Here is a 13692-nt window from a genome sequence, read left to right as displayed (position 1 = left end):
CTGACGGGTGACGGGACCCCGCCTCGCTCCGTGAGGCGGGGTCCCGCCGTTCGGCGAGTATGTACGGGTGCTCGAGCAATTCTTCACCCCGTCCGTCCAGCACACGCTCGACCTGGGCGGCATCTTCGTCTTCGCGATCTCCGGCGCGCTGCTCGCGGTCCGCAAGAACTTCGACGTGTTCGGCATCGCGGTCCTCGCCGAGGCCACCGCCCTCGGCGGCGGACTCTTCCGCGACCTCGTCATCGGCGCCGTGCCGCCCGCGGCCTTCACGGACCTGGGGTACTTCGTCACGCCGCTGCTCGCCGCGCTGCTGGTGATCTTCCTGCACCCGCACGTGGAGCGGATCCAGGCCGGCGTGAACGTCTTCGACGCGGCAGGCCTCGGCCTGTTCTGCGTCGCCGGCACCACCAAGGCGTACGAGTACGGGCTCGGCCTGACCGCCTCCGCCTGTCTGGGCCTGGCGACCGCGGTGGGCGGCGGCGTGCTGCGGGACGTGCTCGCCAACGAGGTGCCGTCGCTGCTGCGCTGGGACCGCGATCTGTACGCGGTCCCGGCGATCGTGGGCGCCGCCATGGTCGCCCTGTGCATCCGCTACGGCATCCTCACCCCGTTCACCAGCTCGCTGGCGGCGGCGACCGCCTTCGCCCTGCGGCTGCTGGCCATGCGCTTCCACTGGCGGGCGCCGCGCGCCTGGAACCGGCGGTCGACGGTGACGGAGGGGGAGTGAGCGGAGGCAGTGTGAGCCTAGGGGGAGTGAGCAGAGGGGGAGGGGGAGGGGGAGCGAGCAGAGGGGGAGGGGGAGCGAGCCGAGGGCGAGTGTCCGGGACGAGTGCCCGAGGGGCGTGAGCCGCCTCATGGCCCGGCCGAGATCAAAAGCTACCGCTTAGTAGTACGTTGTTGTACCGTTCAGCCATGCCAGAAGCAGCCTCCGCCCCGGCCGCCCGGGCCGCCATCGGTGACAGCGAGTTCGACCGGGACACGGCCGTGACCCGGCGCGCGCCCGGTCTCTACGACATCGACCTCTCCGCCGGCTGGACGATCATCAACGCCGTCAACGGCGGCTATCTGCTGGCCGTGCTGGGCCGCGCCCTCGCCGACGCCCTCCCGCACCCCGACCCGTTCACCGTATCGGCGCACTACCTGACCGCGTCCCAGCCGGGCCCGGCCGTGGTCCGCACCGAGACCGTGCGCACCGGACGCACCCTCTCCACCGGCCAGGCCTCCCTCTTCCAGTACGACGAGCAGGGCGCCGAGGTCGAGCGGATCCGCGTCCTCGCCTCCTACGGAGACCTGGACGCGCTGCCGGACGACGTGCGCACCACGGCCAAGCCGCCCGCCCTCCCGCCGGTCGAGCAGTGCTTCGGCGCAAGTGACGGCCCGGCCCCGGTCCCCGGCAGCTCCGCCATCACCGACCGGCTGATGCTCAAGCTGGACCCGGCCACCCTCGGGTGGGCGCTCGGCCGGCCGTCCGGCAAGGGTGAGATGCGGGGCTGGTTCGGGCTGGCCGACGGCCGGGACGCCGACCCGCTCTCGCTGCTGCTGGCCGTGGACGCGCTGCCGCCCACCGCGTTCGAGCTGGGGCTGACCGGCTGGGTGCCCACGATCGAGCTCACCGCGCACGTGCGCTGCCGCCCGGCCCCGGGGCCGCTGCGCGTGTCCATCACCACCCGCAATCTGGCCGGCGGCTTCCTGGAGGAGGACGCCGAGGTCTGGGACAGCGCCGACCGTCTCGTGGCCCAGTCCCGCCAGCTGGCCCGCGTCCGGCTCGGCTGAGCGGTCCCCGCGACCCGTCGACCCCGCGGCCCCCGCGGCCCTGTCGGCTCCGCGGCCCCGTCGGCCCCGCGGCGCCGAGGGCCGGGCCCCGCGGGCCGCCGTCAGTCCAGCCAGTGCCGGCGCCCGATGCCGATGAGGCGCAGTCGGCGGATCGCCAGCTCGGTGACGCGCCGGCGCTCCTTTGGCGACGCCGTCCGCGGCTCCAGGAACAGTGAGGCCGTGCTGAGCATCTGGTCGACGTAGAGGCCCGCGAGCATCATCAGGTCCTCGTCGCTCCAGCCCCGCGACACCGGGTCCTTGGCCAGTTCGGCGCTCACCTCCTCGGCGAAGCGCTCCAGCTGGGCCCGTATCGCCTCGCGCACCGGCTGCACCCCGCCGTGCCGCTCGCGGGCGATGAAGCGGACGTGGGCGGGGTACGCGTCCACGTGCGAGGCGATCAACTCCACCGCGCGGACGATGCGTTCGTCGCGGTCGCCGACCGTGGCCACGATCGTGCGGATCGTCGGATGCAGGCTGCCCAGCGCCTGTTCGACCAGTGCCACGCCGAGGTCCGCCGTCGAGCCGAAGTGCCGGTAGAACGCGGTCGGTGCGATGCCGACGGCGCGGGTGACCTCGCGCAGACCCAGGCTGCTCAGGCTCTGCTCCTCCAGCAGGGCCAGCGCCGCGTCCAGCAGCGCCTGCCGGGTCCGCTGCTTCTGCGCCTGCCGGGTGCCGAGGGTGTGACTCATGCCATGCAGTTAACAACTGTTCTCTGGAATTGAAAAGCGACGCGACACGCTAGACTGGGTAGTCAGTGAACAAGTGTTACCACGACCGTTCACCGAAGCTTGGGGGATTGGCACCATGCTGTTTCTCGTCGCCGCGCTCCTGCTGCTCGGTGTCGTGCTGGGCACCGTCGCCCACGCGCCGCTGGGCTTCTCCGTCGCCCTGGGCGCCGTCATCGCCGTCTGGCTCGGCGTCTTCGCCCTCCGCGAGCGCCACGGCGGCCGCCGTGGCACCTCCGCCCGCTGACCGCAGCCGCGAGACCAGGCAGAGCAAGGAGACCACCATGCAGCTCACCGCACCCGCCACCCGCCGCACCGGTGTCCGCGACACCGACGGCATGGCCGTCGCGTCCTTCGTCCTCGGCCTGCTCGGCCTCCTGGTGCTCAACGTGTTCCTGGGGCCGATCGCCATCGTCCTGGCGAGCGTGGCCCTGTGGCGGGGCACCGCCCGCCCCGGGCGCGCCCTGCTGGGCCTCGGCCTGGGCGTCGCCGACCTGCTGGTCCTGCTGGCGTTCGTGCAGGCGGACAACACCGTGTCGTGGAGCTTCTGAGCCCTCGGCCGAAGACGCCGACCGGGCGCCGGGACCCGGCACGGCGGGCCGTAGAATCGGCGTCACCATGGCTTACCTCGACCACGCCGCGACCACCCCGATGCTTCCCGAGGCAGTCGAGGCACTCACCGCGCAGCTGAGCCTCACCGGCAACGCCTCCTCCCTGCACGCGGCCGGCCGCCGCGCCCGGCGCACCGTCGAGGAGGCCCGCGAGACGCTCGGCGAGGCGCTCGGCGCCCGCCCCAGCGAGGTGGTCTTCACCTCCGGCGGCACCGAGGCCGACAACCTCGCCGTCAAGGGCCTGTACTGGGCCCGCCGCGACGCCGACCCGGCCCGCACCCGGGTGCTGGCCAGCCCCGTCGAGCACCACGCCGTCCTCGACGCCGTGCACTGGCTCGGCGAACACGAGGGCGCCACCGTCGAGTACCTCCCCGTCGACCGCTACGGCCGCGTCCACCCCGAGGCGCTGCGCGAGGCCATCGCCCGCAACCCCGACGACGTCGCCCTCGCCACCGTCATGTGGGCCAACAACGAGATCGGCACCGTCCTGCCGGTGCGCGAACTCGCCGAGACCGCCGCCGAGTTCGGCGTCCCGCTGCACGCCGACGCCGTGCAGGCCGTCGGTCAGCTGCCGGTCGACTTCGGAGCCAGCGGCCTCGCCGCGATGACCGTGTCCGGCCACAAGATCGGCGGCCCGTACGGGATCGGCGCGCTCCTCCTCGGCCGCGAGCACGCCCCTGTGCCCGTGCTGCACGGCGGTGGCCAGGAACGCCACGTCCGCTCCGGCACCCTCGACGTCCCCGCGATCGCCTCCTTCGCGGTCGCCGGCCGGCTCGCCGCCGAGCAGCGCGACTGGTTCGCCCGGGAGATCGGCGCCCTGCGCGACGCCCTGGTCGAGGCGGTGCGCGCCGCGGTCCCGGACGCGGTCCTCGGCGGCGACCCGGCGCCGGAGGGCAGGCTGCCGGCCAACGCGCACTTCACCTTCCCGGGCTGCGAGGGCGACTCCCTGCTGCTCCTCCTCGACGCCCAGGGCATCGAGTGCTCCACCGGCTCCGCCTGCACGGCCGGCGTCGCCCAGCCCAGCCACGTCCTGCTGGCCACCGGCACCGACCCCGACCTGGCCCGCGGCACCCTGCGCTTCTCCCTCGGCCACACCTCCACCGAGGCCGACGTCGAGGCGCTCGCCAAGGCCATCGGCCCGGCGGTGGAACGGGCAAGGGCGGCGGGACTGACGTAGACCCGGGCGCTTCGGCGGTGCTCCGCGCGGGTTGCCGGGCGCGGGGCGGCGCCGGACACTCCGGGTGTGAACGTCGTCACGCAGGTCCTCGCCGTGCTCACGGCCGTGATCCATCTGGTCGTGGGCGTGCTGGAGCGCTTCTGCTACGGCCGCCCTGCGGTCCGGCGCTTCCTCACCACCTCCACGGCGGACGCGCCCGAGGTGACGCTGTGGCGCTCCGGCGTCGCCGTCTACAACATCCTTCTCGGCCTGGGACTCCTCGCCGGAGTCGTCCTGCTGCACACCGGCGACACCACGGCCGGCCGCACGCTCGTCCTCTTCCTGTGCGCCTTCCTGGCCGTCTCCGCGGTCGTCTTCGCCATCTCCTTCCCGCGCCTGTGGCGGGGCGCGCTCGGGCAGGGACTGGCACCGGCGGCCGCCCTGCTCGCCGCGCTCCTCTGAGCCGGGATCAGGCGGGTGCCGCCGTACGCGCCCGGCGCACCAGCTCCATGTACCGGTCCCAGTCCCAGTGCGGGCCCGGATCGGTGTGGTCCGTGCCCGGCACCTCCACATGGCCGATGATGTGCTCCCGGTCGACGGGTATGCCGTACCGCGCGCAGACACCGGCCGTCAGCCGCGCCGACGCCTCGTACATCGCGTCGGTGAGGTCCTGCGGCCGGTCCACGAAGCCCTCGTGCTCGATGCCGACGCTGCGTTCGTTGTAGTCGCGGTTGCCCGCGTGGTACGCCACGTCCAGCTCGCGGATCATCTGGGCGACCCGCCCGTCCTGGCCCACGATGTAGTGCGTGGCCGCCCGGTGCCCCGGGTCCTGGAACGCCTTCACCGCGCTCGCGAAACTCCCCTGCGTGACATGGACGATCACCATGTCGATGCCGAAGTCGTCGGGCCGGTCCGCGCGCCGCCAGTTGGCGTCCGACGCCGCCACCCACGTCGCGCCCCGGTAGTCGACCTCGCCCGGCTTGCGCGGCTTCTCCACGCCGGGCACCCGCCACCACAGCCGGCCCAGCTCGTCGCGGGCCAGCACCGCCGAACCGACGGCCGCCGCCGCACCGCCGACGAGCAGCGCCCGCCGGCCGATCCGCCGGTCGCCGTCCTTCGCACCGCCCCCGGCCCCGCTCGCCCCCGCCTTCGATCCGCCCTCGGATCGCCTTCTCGCGCCCATGTGATCGTCAACGGATATGCGCGGGCTCCGGTTCCCGGCCCCCCGTACCCTGGAAGGGCTATGACTGACACCCCGCAGCGCACCCGCCCCCTCCGCGTCCTCGCCGCCATGTCCGGCGGGGTCGACTCCGCCGTCGCCGCCGCCCGCGCGGCCGAGGCGGGGCACGACGTGACCGGCGTCCACCTGGCGCTCTCCGCGAACCCCCAGTCGTTCCGCACGGGCGCGCGCGGCTGCTGCACCATCGAGGATTCCCGCGACGCCCGCCGCGCCGCGGACGTCATCGGCATCCCCTTCTACGTCTGGGACCTCGCCGACCGCTTCCGCGAGGACGTCGTGGAGGACTTCGTCGCCGAGTACGAGGCGGGGCGCACCCCCAACCCCTGCCTGCGCTGCAACGAGAAGATCAAGTTCGCCGCGCTGCTGGACAAGGCGCTGGCCCTGGGCTTCGACGCGGTCTGCACCGGCCACTACGCGAAGGTCGTGCTCAAGGAGGACGGCACCCGCGAGCTGCACCGCGCCTCCGACCTGGCCAAGGACCAGTCGTACGTGCTCGGTGTCCTGGACGACCGCCAGCTCGCCCATGCGCTGTTCCCGCTCGGCGACACCGTCACCACCAAGGACGAGATCCGCGCGGAGGCCGAGCGCAGGGGACTGGCCGTGGCCAAGAAGCCCGACTCGCACGACATCTGCTTCATCGCCGACGGCGACACCCAGGGCTTCCTCGCCTCCCGCCTCGGCCGCGCCGAGGGCGACATCGTCGACGAGGACGGCAACAAGCTCGGCACCCACGAGGGCGCCTACGGCTTCACCATCGGCCAGCGCAAGGGCCTCAGGATCGGCAGGCCCGCCCCCGACGGCAAGCCCCGCTACGTCCTGGACATCTCCCCGGTCACCAACACGGTGACGGTCGGCCCGGCCGACGCCCTGGACGTCGGCGCGCTGCGCGCGGTCAAGCCCCGCTGGTGCGGCGCGCCCCCGGCCGGCCGCGGCACGTACACCGCCCAGCTGCGCGCCCACGGCGACGAGACCGAGGTGACCGCCGAGGTCGTCGACGGCGCGCTCGAGGTGACCTTCGCCGAGCCGGTCCGCGGCGTCGCCCCCGGCCAGGCGATCGTGCTGTACGACGGCACGCGCGTGGTGGGCTCGGCGACCATCGCCTCCACGGTCCGGGCGACGGCCGGGGCGGTCTGAGGCGCTCCGGCCGACCCGTCACCGCCGTTCAGGGCGCCGTGAGGAACTTTTTCAGGGCGCCGTGAGGAAATCCGTTCAGGGCGCCATGAGGAATTCCTTCAGGACGCCGTGAAGAACTCCGTCAGCACCGGTGCCAGCACCCCCGGCTCCGCCATGTGGCTCTGGCCGTCCAGCACGCCGTACCCGCCCTGAGGGACGGCCTCGGCGACCGCGCGGGCCGCCTGGTGCATCCACCCCGGACTCGCCTCGCCCGCCAGGGCCAGCACCGGCGCGGTGACGGAGGCGAGCAGCTCGCGCGGGACCCGGCCGTCGCCCATCACCGCGTCGTCGTGGGCGAGGGACGGCGCGAGCGCCTCCATGCCGGCCCACATGGGGGACTGCCGGGCGCCCCGGATCATCTCCTCGCCGAGGCCGGTCAGCCGCAGGAACAGCTCCACCGCGTCCCCGCGCCGGTCCTGCCGCAGCGCCTCGGTCAGCCTCTCGGTGTACTCCGCGCGGGCCGCCGCGCCCGAGTCGTCCATGGCGTACGGCGGTTCGTACACGGCCACCCGGCGCACCGGCAGCCCGCCCGCCGCCGCCCTGAGCGCCAGCGCGGCACCCGACGACACCCCGTACAGGGACGCCTCGCCGCCCACGGCCTCGATCAGCGCCGCCAGGTCCTCCACCTCGCGTTCCACCGCGTACGGCGGCGAGTCACCGCTCTCCCCGCGCCCCCGTCGGTCGTACACGACGGCCTCGAACCGCCCCGCCAGCCGGGCGGCCAGCGGGGCCATCGTGGCGCCCGTCGACATCGCGCCGCTGACCAGGACGACCACGGGTCCCTGCCCGGTGCGCTCGTAGGCGATCCGCGTTCCGTCGCGCGAAAGCGTTGTGTGCTCCATGCCAGTGCAGACTGCCCTACGACGGGAGATTAATCCCTCACGACACCTCCACCTCGTAGAAGCACAGGTGGTCCGCGATCTCCCGCACCTCCGGCTTCGGGTCGGGGTACGCCCACACCAGGTCCGCCGCGCCCGGCAGCGACCAGTAGGAGGCCGTGCCCTTGAACGGGCAGTACGTGTGCGTCTCGGACGGTGTCAGCAGGTCCAGCCGCACGTCCCCGGCCGGGATGTAGTAGCGGTCCGGACAGCCCGTCTCGTGCAGGACCAGTGCCCCGTCGCTCTCGGCCAGGACCTGGTCGCCGTGCACCACGCGCACGTGCCGGCTGCTCCGATCGATGGTGATCTCGTGTCCAGCGGTCACGGTCGCTCCTCCTTGGGTAGCCGAGTCCTCGAGTACAGCGCACCCTGAAGCCCAGTTCTTCCCCGTCCGGCACCCGCCCCGCCCCGGCGCGCAACCGCAGGAGGACCCCCGTGGCAGCCACGCCGACCGCCAGGAACCGCAGCAGCCTCGCCCACCAGGCCCGGTACGCCCTGCGCCACCCCGGGCGCGTACCCGCCCACGCCCGCCGCGCCGCGCGGGACGCCTGGCTGCGGCTGCGCTACCGCGGCGACCACATCGCCTACTACCGGGCGGTGATGGCCTCCGACGCGGCCCGCAGCGCCGAGGCCGCCGTCGGCCACAACCCCTCCCGCGAGAGCTGGGAGCGCATCGGCCGCATGCAGTTCGACTACCTGGTCGGGCACGGCCTGAAGCCGCACCACCGGATGCTGGACATCGGCTGCGGCAACCTCCGCGCCGGACGGCTGTTCATCGACTACCTCGACACCGGCCACTACTACGGCATCGACATCTCGCCGCACATCCTGCTCGCCGCCCAGGACACCCTCGTCCGCGAGGGCCTCCAGGCCAAACTGCCCCACCTGACCCTCGCCGACGACCTCACGCTCGCCTTCCTGCCCGACGCCCACTTCGACGTCGTGCACGCGCACAGCGTCTTCTCCCACTCACCGCGGCACGTCATCGAGGAGTGCTTCGCCCACGTCGGCCGGGTGCTCGCCCCCGGCGGCTTCTTCGACTTCACCTTCGACCGCACCGAGGGCACGGAGCACCAGGTGCTGCGCGAGGACTTCTACTACCGCACCGGCACGCTGGTCGACCTCGCCGCCCGGCACGGTCTGGCCGCCCGCTTCATGGACGACTGGGAGAAGCTGCCGCACCGCCAGTCCAAGATCCGCGTGACGGCGCTGTCGGAGGCGGCCCGTACCGTGGACGCATGAACATCTGCGTCTTCCTCTCCGCGGCCGACCTCGACGAGCGCTACACCCGCCCCGCGCGGGAGTTCGCCACACTGCTCGGCAAGGGCGGCCACACGCTGGTGTGGGGCGGTTCGGACGTCGGGCTGATGAAGGTGGTCGCCGACGGCGTGCAGGAGGCCGGCGGCCGGCTCCTCGGCGTGTCCGTCACGTTCCTCTCCGACCGGGCGCGCAAGGGCGTCGAGGAGATGGTCGTCGCCCGCGACCTCGCCGAGCGCAAGCGGCTGCTGCTGGAGAAGGCCGACGCCGTGGTGATCATGGTCGGCGGCACCGGCACGCTCGACGAGGCCACGGAGATCCTGGAACTGAAGAAGCACGGCCACACGGACAAGCCGGTCGTGCTCCTGAACACCGCCGGCTTCTACGACGGACTCAAGGAGCAGTTCCGCCGCATGGAGGACGAGGGCTTCCTGCCCCGCCCCCTGGCCGACCTGGTGTTCTTCGCCGAAGAGCCGGTCGGCGCGCTCGCCTACCTGGAGGAGAGCCGGGGCGTCGCGTGAGGCCGGCGTGATGCGAGCATGGCGGACATGGCTACACATGTGATCACCGGAGCGGGCTCCGGCATCGGCGCGGCCGTGGCCCGCCGGCTGCACCAGCGCGGCGACGACCTCGTCCTGCACGCCCGGGACGCCGGCCGAGCCAAGGAACTGGCGGCCGAGTTCCCCGGCGCCCGCACACTGGTCGGGGACCTGTCGGACCCGGAGCGGCTCTCCTGGGCCTTCTCCCACCAGACGCTGCCCGAGCGGGTCGACTCCCTGCTGCACGTCGCGGGCGTCGTCGACCTCGGCCCCGTCGGCGATCTGACCCCCAGGACCTGGCGCCACCAGCTCGACGTCAACCTCCTCGCCCCGGCCGAGCTGACCCGGCTGCTGCTGCCCCAGCTGAGGGTCGCCCGGGGGCACGTGGTGTTCGTCAACTCCGGCGCCGGCCTCAACGCCCACGCCGAGTGGGCCGCGTACGCCGCCTCCAAGCACGGCCTGAAGGCGCTCGCCGACGCGCTGCGGCAGGAGGAGCACGGCAACGGCGTCCGCGTCACGTCCGTCTACCCCGGGCGCACGGCCAGTCCCATGCAGGCCAAGGTCCACCAGCAGGAGGGCAAGGAGTACGACGCGTCGAAGTGGATCGACCCCGAGTCGGTCGCCACGACCATCGTCATGGCCCTCGACCTCCCCCGCGACGCGGAAGTCAACGACCTGACGGTCCGCCCCGGCAGGTGATGACCTCCGCCCCCGGACCCCCGCTCCTCAAACGCCGGAGCGGCTGAATTTTCAGCCTGTCCGGCGTTTGAGGACGAGGCCGTCAGGCCGAAAAGGGGGGTCTGGGGGCGCAGCCTCCAGGGGACGGGAACGGGTAGGGGCGGCGGGGGCGAAAACCCCTCCCCGCACCCCCTGCGTACGCTTCACCCCGTGAACGACAACACCCCCTTCGGCCCCGCCACCGGCATCGGCTCCATGCCCGGCCAGGACGCCCGAGAGGCCGTCAAAACCGCCACCGGCACCTTCGAGGACTTCCCCTTCCTCCCTGAGCTGCCCGCCCGCGGCCCCGGCGCGGACATGACCGGCCGCACCATCGGCCTCCTCGTCGAGCTGTACGCCCACGTGGAGCCCAGCGGCTGGCGCCTCGGCGACCGCCCGGGCCGCGACACCCGGCGGGCCCGCTCCTGGCTGGGCGAGGACCTCGACGCCCTCGAGGAGTTCACCCAGGGACACCAGGGCCCGCTGAAGGTGCAGGCCGTCGGCCCCTGGACACTGGCCGCCGCGCTGGAGCTGAGGAACGGCGAGGCCGTCCTCTCCGACCACGGCGCCTGCCGCGACCTCGCCGCCTCCCTCACCGAGGGCCTGCGCCGGCACCTGGCGGAGGTCGCCCGCCGCGTCCCCGGCGCCCGCGTCGTCCTCCAGCTCGACGAGCCGTCCCTCACCTCCGTCCTGCGCGGACAGGTGAGGACGGCCAGCGGCTACCGCACCCACCGCGCCGTCGACCGCCAGGTCGTGGAGTCCACCCTGCGCGAGGTCCTCGCGGCGCACGCCGGCGGCCCCACCGTGGTCCACTCCTGCGCCCCGGACGTCCCCTTCGCCCTGCTGCGCCGGGCCGGCGCGACGGGCGTCTCCTTCGACTTCTCACTCCTCACCGAGCGTGACGACGAGGCGATCGGCGAGGCGGTGGAGGGCGGCACCCGGCTGTTCGCCGGTGTCGTGCCGTCCACGGACGGCCCGTTGTCAGACCCTGCCGGTAGCGTCATGGGTGTCAGGACGCTGTGGCGCAGGCTGGGGCTGTCTCCGGGGCTTCTCGCGGAGGCGGTGACCCTCACGCCGACGTGCGGACTCGCGGGCGCGTCCCCCGAGTACGCCCGCCGTGCGCTCGCCCACTGCGTCCGGGCGGCGAGATCCCTCGCGGACAACCCAGAGTAACGGGAGGACAACACGGTGGCCGGCGACAAGCAAGCGGAGACGACGAACGTGCCCGCCGAGGCGCGGGAGAAGCACGTGCAGCTCGCTGAGCAGATCGAGGAGCACCGCTTCCGGTACTACGTGAAGGACGCCCCCGTCGTCAGCGACGCGGAGTTCGACCGGCTGCTGCGCTCCCTGGAGCAGCTGGAGGAGGAGTACCCGGAGCTGCGCACACCGGAGTCCCCCACCCAGAAGGTCGCCGGCTCCTACGCCACGGAGTTCACGGCCGTCGAGCACCGCTCCCGCATGCTCTCCCTCGACAATACGTTCAACGACGAGGAGCTGGCCGCCTGGGCCGACCGCATCCACCGCGAGCTGGGCGAGCAGGAGTACCACTTCCTGTGCGAGCTGAAGGTGGACGGCCTGGCCGTCAACCTCACCTACGAACACGGTCGCCTGGTCCGCGCGGCGACCCGCGGCGACGGCCGCACGGGCGAGGACATCACGCCGAACGTGCGGACCATCGCGGAGATCCCCGAGCGCCTGAAGGGCGACAAGGTCCCCGACCTCGTGGAGATCCGCGGCGAGGTCTACTTCCCGATGGAGAAGTTCGACGAGCTGAACAAGCGCCTCACCGAGGCCGGTGACAAGCCGTTCGCCAACCCGCGCAACGCGGCGGCCGGTTCACTGCGCCAGAAGGACCCGCGCGTCACCGCCACCCGCCCGCTGCACATGGTCGTCCACGGCATCGGCGCCCTGGAGGGCTACCAGGGCCTGACCCGCCTCTCCCAGGCCTACGACCTGCTCAAGGAGTGGGGCCTGCCCACCTCCCGGCACAACAAGGTGGTCGACGACCTCCAGGGCATGCGCGAGTTCATCGCGTACCACGGCGAGAACCGCCACTCGGTCGAACACGAGATCGACGGCGTCGTCGTCAAGCTGGACGAGATCCGCCTCCAGGGCCGGCTGGGCTCCACGGCCCGCGCCCCCCGCTGGGCCATCGCGTACAAGTACGCGCCGGAGGAGGTCAACACCAAGCTGGTCGACATCAAGGTGGGCGTCGGCCGCACCGGCCGGGTCACGCCGTACGCCCAGGTCCAGCCGGTCACGGTGGCCGGCAGCGAGGTGGAGTTCGCCACCCTGCACAACCAGGAGGTCGTCAAGGCCAAGGGTGTGCTCATCGGTGACACGGTGGTGCTGCGCAAGGCCGGTGACGTCATCCCGGAGATCCTCGGCCCGGTCGTGGACCTGCGGGACGGCAGCGAGCGGGAGTTCGTGATGCCGGCCGAGTGCCCGGAGTGCGGGACGCCGCTGCGGGCCATGAAGGAGGGCGACATCGACCTGCGGTGTCCCAACGCCCGTACGTGCCCCGCCCAGCTGAGAGAGCGCGTCTCCTACCTCGCGGGCCGGGAGTGCCTGGACATCGAGCACTTCGGGGCCGTCGCGGCGGCGGCGCTCACCCGGCCGCTGGAGCCGGCCGAACCTCCGCTGGCCGACGAGGGCGACCTGTTCGACCTGACGGTGGAGAAGCTGCTGCCCATCAAGGCCTACGTCCTCGACCCGGACAGCGGGCTGCCCAAGCGCGACCCGAAGACGGGCGAGGAGAAGATCGTCACGGTCTTCGCCAACCAGAAGGGCGAGCCCAAGAAGAACACCCTCGCCCTGCTGAGGAACATCGAGGAGGCCAAGACCCGCCCGCTGGCCCGTTTTCTGAACGGGCTTTCCATCCGTCACGTCGGCCCGGTGGCCGCTCAGGAACTCGCCCGTCAGTTCCGCTCGGTGGACCGCATCGAACAGGCCACGGAGGAGGAACTGGCGGGCACCGACGGCGTCGGCCCGATCATCGCCGCCTCCCTCAAGGAGTGGTTCGCCGAGGAGTGGCACCGCGAGATCGTGCGCAAGTGGAAGGCCGCCGGAGTCCCGCTGGAGGAGCAGTCGACCGGCGAGGACGAGGGGCCGCGTCCGCTGGAGGGCCTGACCGTGGTGGTCACGGGCACGCTGGAGAACTTCACCCGGGACGGCGCCAAGGAGGCGCTACAGGAACGGGGCGCCAAGGTGACCGGTTCGGTGTCGAAGAAGACCTCGTTCGTCGTAGTGGGCGACAATCCCGGCTCGAAGTATGACAAAGCGATGCAGTTGAAGGTGCCGGTACTGAACGAGGACGGCTTCACGGTCCTGCTGGAGCAGGGCCCCGAGGCCGCCGCGGACGCCGCGCTTTCGGCCGAGTAATAGCGGTTGAAGGCCACCCGATCGGCGCATATCAGATGCATACGGGTGGCCGGGGCGCATTCGGGCAACCGTCGACGACCGGTGCCCGTGGAAGCCTTCTGCGGCCTACTGTTGAGGTGTGCGCCTGCCGTGCCCAGCTGCGGTCGGGGCATCCCCGTGCTCAGGGGGAGCAGGGGGAAGGGTTTTCCAACGCGGAGCCGTTG

Annotated in this window: 16 protein-coding genes; 12 read left to right on the top strand and 4 right to left on the bottom strand. The window is 72.7% G+C overall.

The annotated features are described in order from the left end of the window. Nucleotides 1-67 precede the first annotated feature (67 nt). Together ACZ45Q_RS31235 and ACZ45Q_RS31230 are read left to right on the top strand one after the other, a co-directional pair. Entirely contained in the window at nt 68-727 is a 660-nt protein-coding gene (locus ACZ45Q_RS31235; RefSeq protein ID WP_468267523.1) for a trimeric intracellular cation channel family protein, read from the top strand. A 185-nt stretch (nt 728-912) separates the two neighbouring features. Then, the gene (locus ACZ45Q_RS31230) at nt 913-1773 is read left to right on the top strand and encodes a thioesterase family protein (protein ID WP_468267521.1); all 861 of its coding nucleotides are present in this window, start codon (nt 913-915) and stop codon (nt 1771-1773) included. A gap of 101 nt (nt 1774-1874) precedes the next feature. On the opposite strand, the gene ACZ45Q_RS31225 is transcribed toward ACZ45Q_RS31230, so the two are convergent. Further along, nucleotides 1875-2501, bottom strand: a complete 627-nt coding sequence (locus ACZ45Q_RS31225; RefSeq protein WP_468267519.1) for a TetR family transcriptional regulator — start codon at nt 2499-2501, stop codon at nt 1875-1877. Between the two features lie 115 nt (nt 2502-2616). Here ACZ45Q_RS31225 and ACZ45Q_RS31220 point away from each other — a divergent pair, with 115 nt between their 5' ends. The 4 genes from ACZ45Q_RS31220 (at nt 2617) to ACZ45Q_RS31205 (ending at nt 4766) form a co-directional block, all read left to right on the top strand. Further along, the gene (locus ACZ45Q_RS31220; RefSeq protein WP_468267517.1) at nt 2617-2784 is read left to right on the top strand and encodes a hypothetical protein; all 168 of its coding nucleotides are present in this window, start codon (nt 2617-2619) and stop codon (nt 2782-2784) included. 37 nt (nt 2785-2821) lie between these two features. Next, entirely contained in the window at nt 2822-3088 is a 267-nt protein-coding gene (locus ACZ45Q_RS31215; RefSeq protein WP_468267515.1) for a DUF4190 domain-containing protein, read from the top strand. A 67-nt stretch (nt 3089-3155) separates the two neighbouring features. Further along, on the top strand, nt 3156-4325 hold the full coding sequence (locus tag ACZ45Q_RS31210) for a cysteine desulfurase family protein (RefSeq protein ID WP_468267513.1): 1170 nt from the start codon (nt 3156-3158) through the stop codon (nt 4323-4325). A 66-nt stretch (nt 4326-4391) separates the two neighbouring features. Then, the gene (locus tag ACZ45Q_RS31205; protein ID WP_468267511.1) at nt 4392-4766 is read left to right on the top strand and encodes a DUF1304 family protein; all 375 of its coding nucleotides are present in this window, start codon (nt 4392-4394) and stop codon (nt 4764-4766) included. Nucleotides 4767-4773: 7 nt separating this feature from the next. On the opposite strand, the gene ACZ45Q_RS31200 is transcribed toward ACZ45Q_RS31205, so the two are convergent. Next, entirely contained in the window at nt 4774-5487 is a 714-nt protein-coding gene (locus ACZ45Q_RS31200; protein WP_468267509.1) for an N-acetylmuramoyl-L-alanine amidase, read from the bottom strand. Nucleotides 5488-5547: 60 nt separating this feature from the next. On the opposite strand from ACZ45Q_RS31200, the gene mnmA reads away from it, so the two are divergent. Further along, nucleotides 5548-6678 (top strand): tRNA 2-thiouridine(34) synthase MnmA, encoded by a 1131-nt coding sequence (mnmA, locus tag ACZ45Q_RS31195; protein WP_468267507.1) that lies wholly within the window; start codon nt 5548-5550, stop codon nt 6676-6678. 98 nt (nt 6679-6776) lie between these two features. Here mnmA and ACZ45Q_RS31190 read toward each other — a convergent pair whose 3' ends face one another. Together ACZ45Q_RS31190 and ACZ45Q_RS31185 are read right to left on the bottom strand one after the other, a co-directional pair. Further along, on the bottom strand, nt 6777-7559 hold the full coding sequence (locus ACZ45Q_RS31190) for an alpha/beta fold hydrolase (protein WP_468267505.1): 783 nt from the start codon (nt 7557-7559) through the stop codon (nt 6777-6779). 37 nt (nt 7560-7596) lie between these two features. Then, complete coding sequence (locus tag ACZ45Q_RS31185) at nt 7597-7920, bottom strand: DUF427 domain-containing protein (protein WP_468267503.1); 324 nt, start codon at nt 7918-7920, stop codon at nt 7597-7599. A gap of 110 nt (nt 7921-8030) precedes the next feature. On the opposite strand from ACZ45Q_RS31185, the gene ACZ45Q_RS31180 reads away from it, so the two are divergent. The 5 genes from ACZ45Q_RS31180 to ligA all read left to right on the top strand — a co-directional run bounded on the left by ACZ45Q_RS31180 (nt 8031) and on the right by ligA (nt 13489). Continuing rightward, on the top strand, nt 8031-8837 hold the full coding sequence (locus ACZ45Q_RS31180) for a class I SAM-dependent methyltransferase (RefSeq protein ID WP_468267501.1): 807 nt from the start codon (nt 8031-8033) through the stop codon (nt 8835-8837). Further along, nucleotides 8834-9373, top strand: a complete 540-nt coding sequence (locus ACZ45Q_RS31175; RefSeq protein WP_468267499.1) for an LOG family protein — start codon at nt 8834-8836, stop codon at nt 9371-9373. The genes ACZ45Q_RS31180 and ACZ45Q_RS31175 overlap by 4 nt, the downstream gene beginning before the upstream one ends. Before the next feature lie 27 nt (nt 9374-9400). Beyond that, nucleotides 9401-10090: an SDR family oxidoreductase gene (locus ACZ45Q_RS31170; protein ID WP_468267498.1), complete on the top strand. Its 690-nt coding sequence runs from the start codon at nt 9401-9403 to the stop codon at nt 10088-10090. A gap of 189 nt (nt 10091-10279) precedes the next feature. Further along, nucleotides 10280-11281 carry a methionine synthase gene (locus ACZ45Q_RS31165; protein WP_468267496.1) on the top strand — a complete coding sequence of 334 codons (1002 nt, stop codon included), beginning with the start codon at nt 10280-10282 and terminating at the stop codon, nt 11279-11281. A gap of 15 nt (nt 11282-11296) precedes the next feature. After that, nucleotides 11297-13489, top strand: coding sequence for an NAD-dependent DNA ligase LigA (ligA, locus tag ACZ45Q_RS31160; protein ID WP_468267494.1), 2193 nt, complete (start codon nt 11297-11299; stop codon nt 13487-13489). Nucleotides 13490-13692 lie beyond the last annotated feature (203 nt).

It is taken from the genome of Streptomyces sp. NPDC031049 (genome assembly GCF_055571015.1).
Note: the sequence above shows the minus strand (reverse complement) of the source record. Positions and strands in the feature narration are given on the sequence as shown.

Bases quoted from the DNA above. Each gene is read 5' to 3' on its own strand.
- ACZ45Q_RS31190 (WP_468267505.1), bottom strand. From the start codon at position 7,559: ATGGAGCACACAACGCTTTCGCGCGACGGAACGCGGATCGCCTACGAG.
- ACZ45Q_RS31230 (WP_468267521.1), top strand. From the start codon at position 913: ATGCCAGAAGCAGCCTCCGCCCCGGCCGCCCGGGCCGCCATCGGTGAC.
- mnmA (WP_468267507.1), top strand. From the start codon at position 5,548: ATGACTGACACCCCGCAGCGCACCCGCCCCCTCCGCGTCCTCGCCGCC.
- ACZ45Q_RS31170 (WP_468267498.1), top strand. From the start codon at position 9,401: ATGGCTACACATGTGATCACCGGAGCGGGCTCCGGCATCGGCGCGGCC.
- ACZ45Q_RS31220 (WP_468267517.1), top strand. From the start codon at position 2,617: ATGCTGTTTCTCGTCGCCGCGCTCCTGCTGCTCGGTGTCGTGCTGGGC.
- ACZ45Q_RS31215 (WP_468267515.1), top strand. From the start codon at position 2,822: ATGCAGCTCACCGCACCCGCCACCCGCCGCACCGGTGTCCGCGACACC.
- ACZ45Q_RS31210 (WP_468267513.1), top strand. From the start codon at position 3,156: ATGGCTTACCTCGACCACGCCGCGACCACCCCGATGCTTCCCGAGGCA.
- ACZ45Q_RS31175 (WP_468267499.1), top strand. From the start codon at position 8,834: ATGAACATCTGCGTCTTCCTCTCCGCGGCCGACCTCGACGAGCGCTAC.
- ACZ45Q_RS31200 (WP_468267509.1), bottom strand. From the start codon at position 5,487: ATGGGCGCGAGAAGGCGATCCGAGGGCGGATCGAAGGCGGGGGCGAGC.
- ACZ45Q_RS31225 (WP_468267519.1), bottom strand. From the start codon at position 2,501: ATGAGTCACACCCTCGGCACCCGGCAGGCGCAGAAGCAGCGGACCCGG.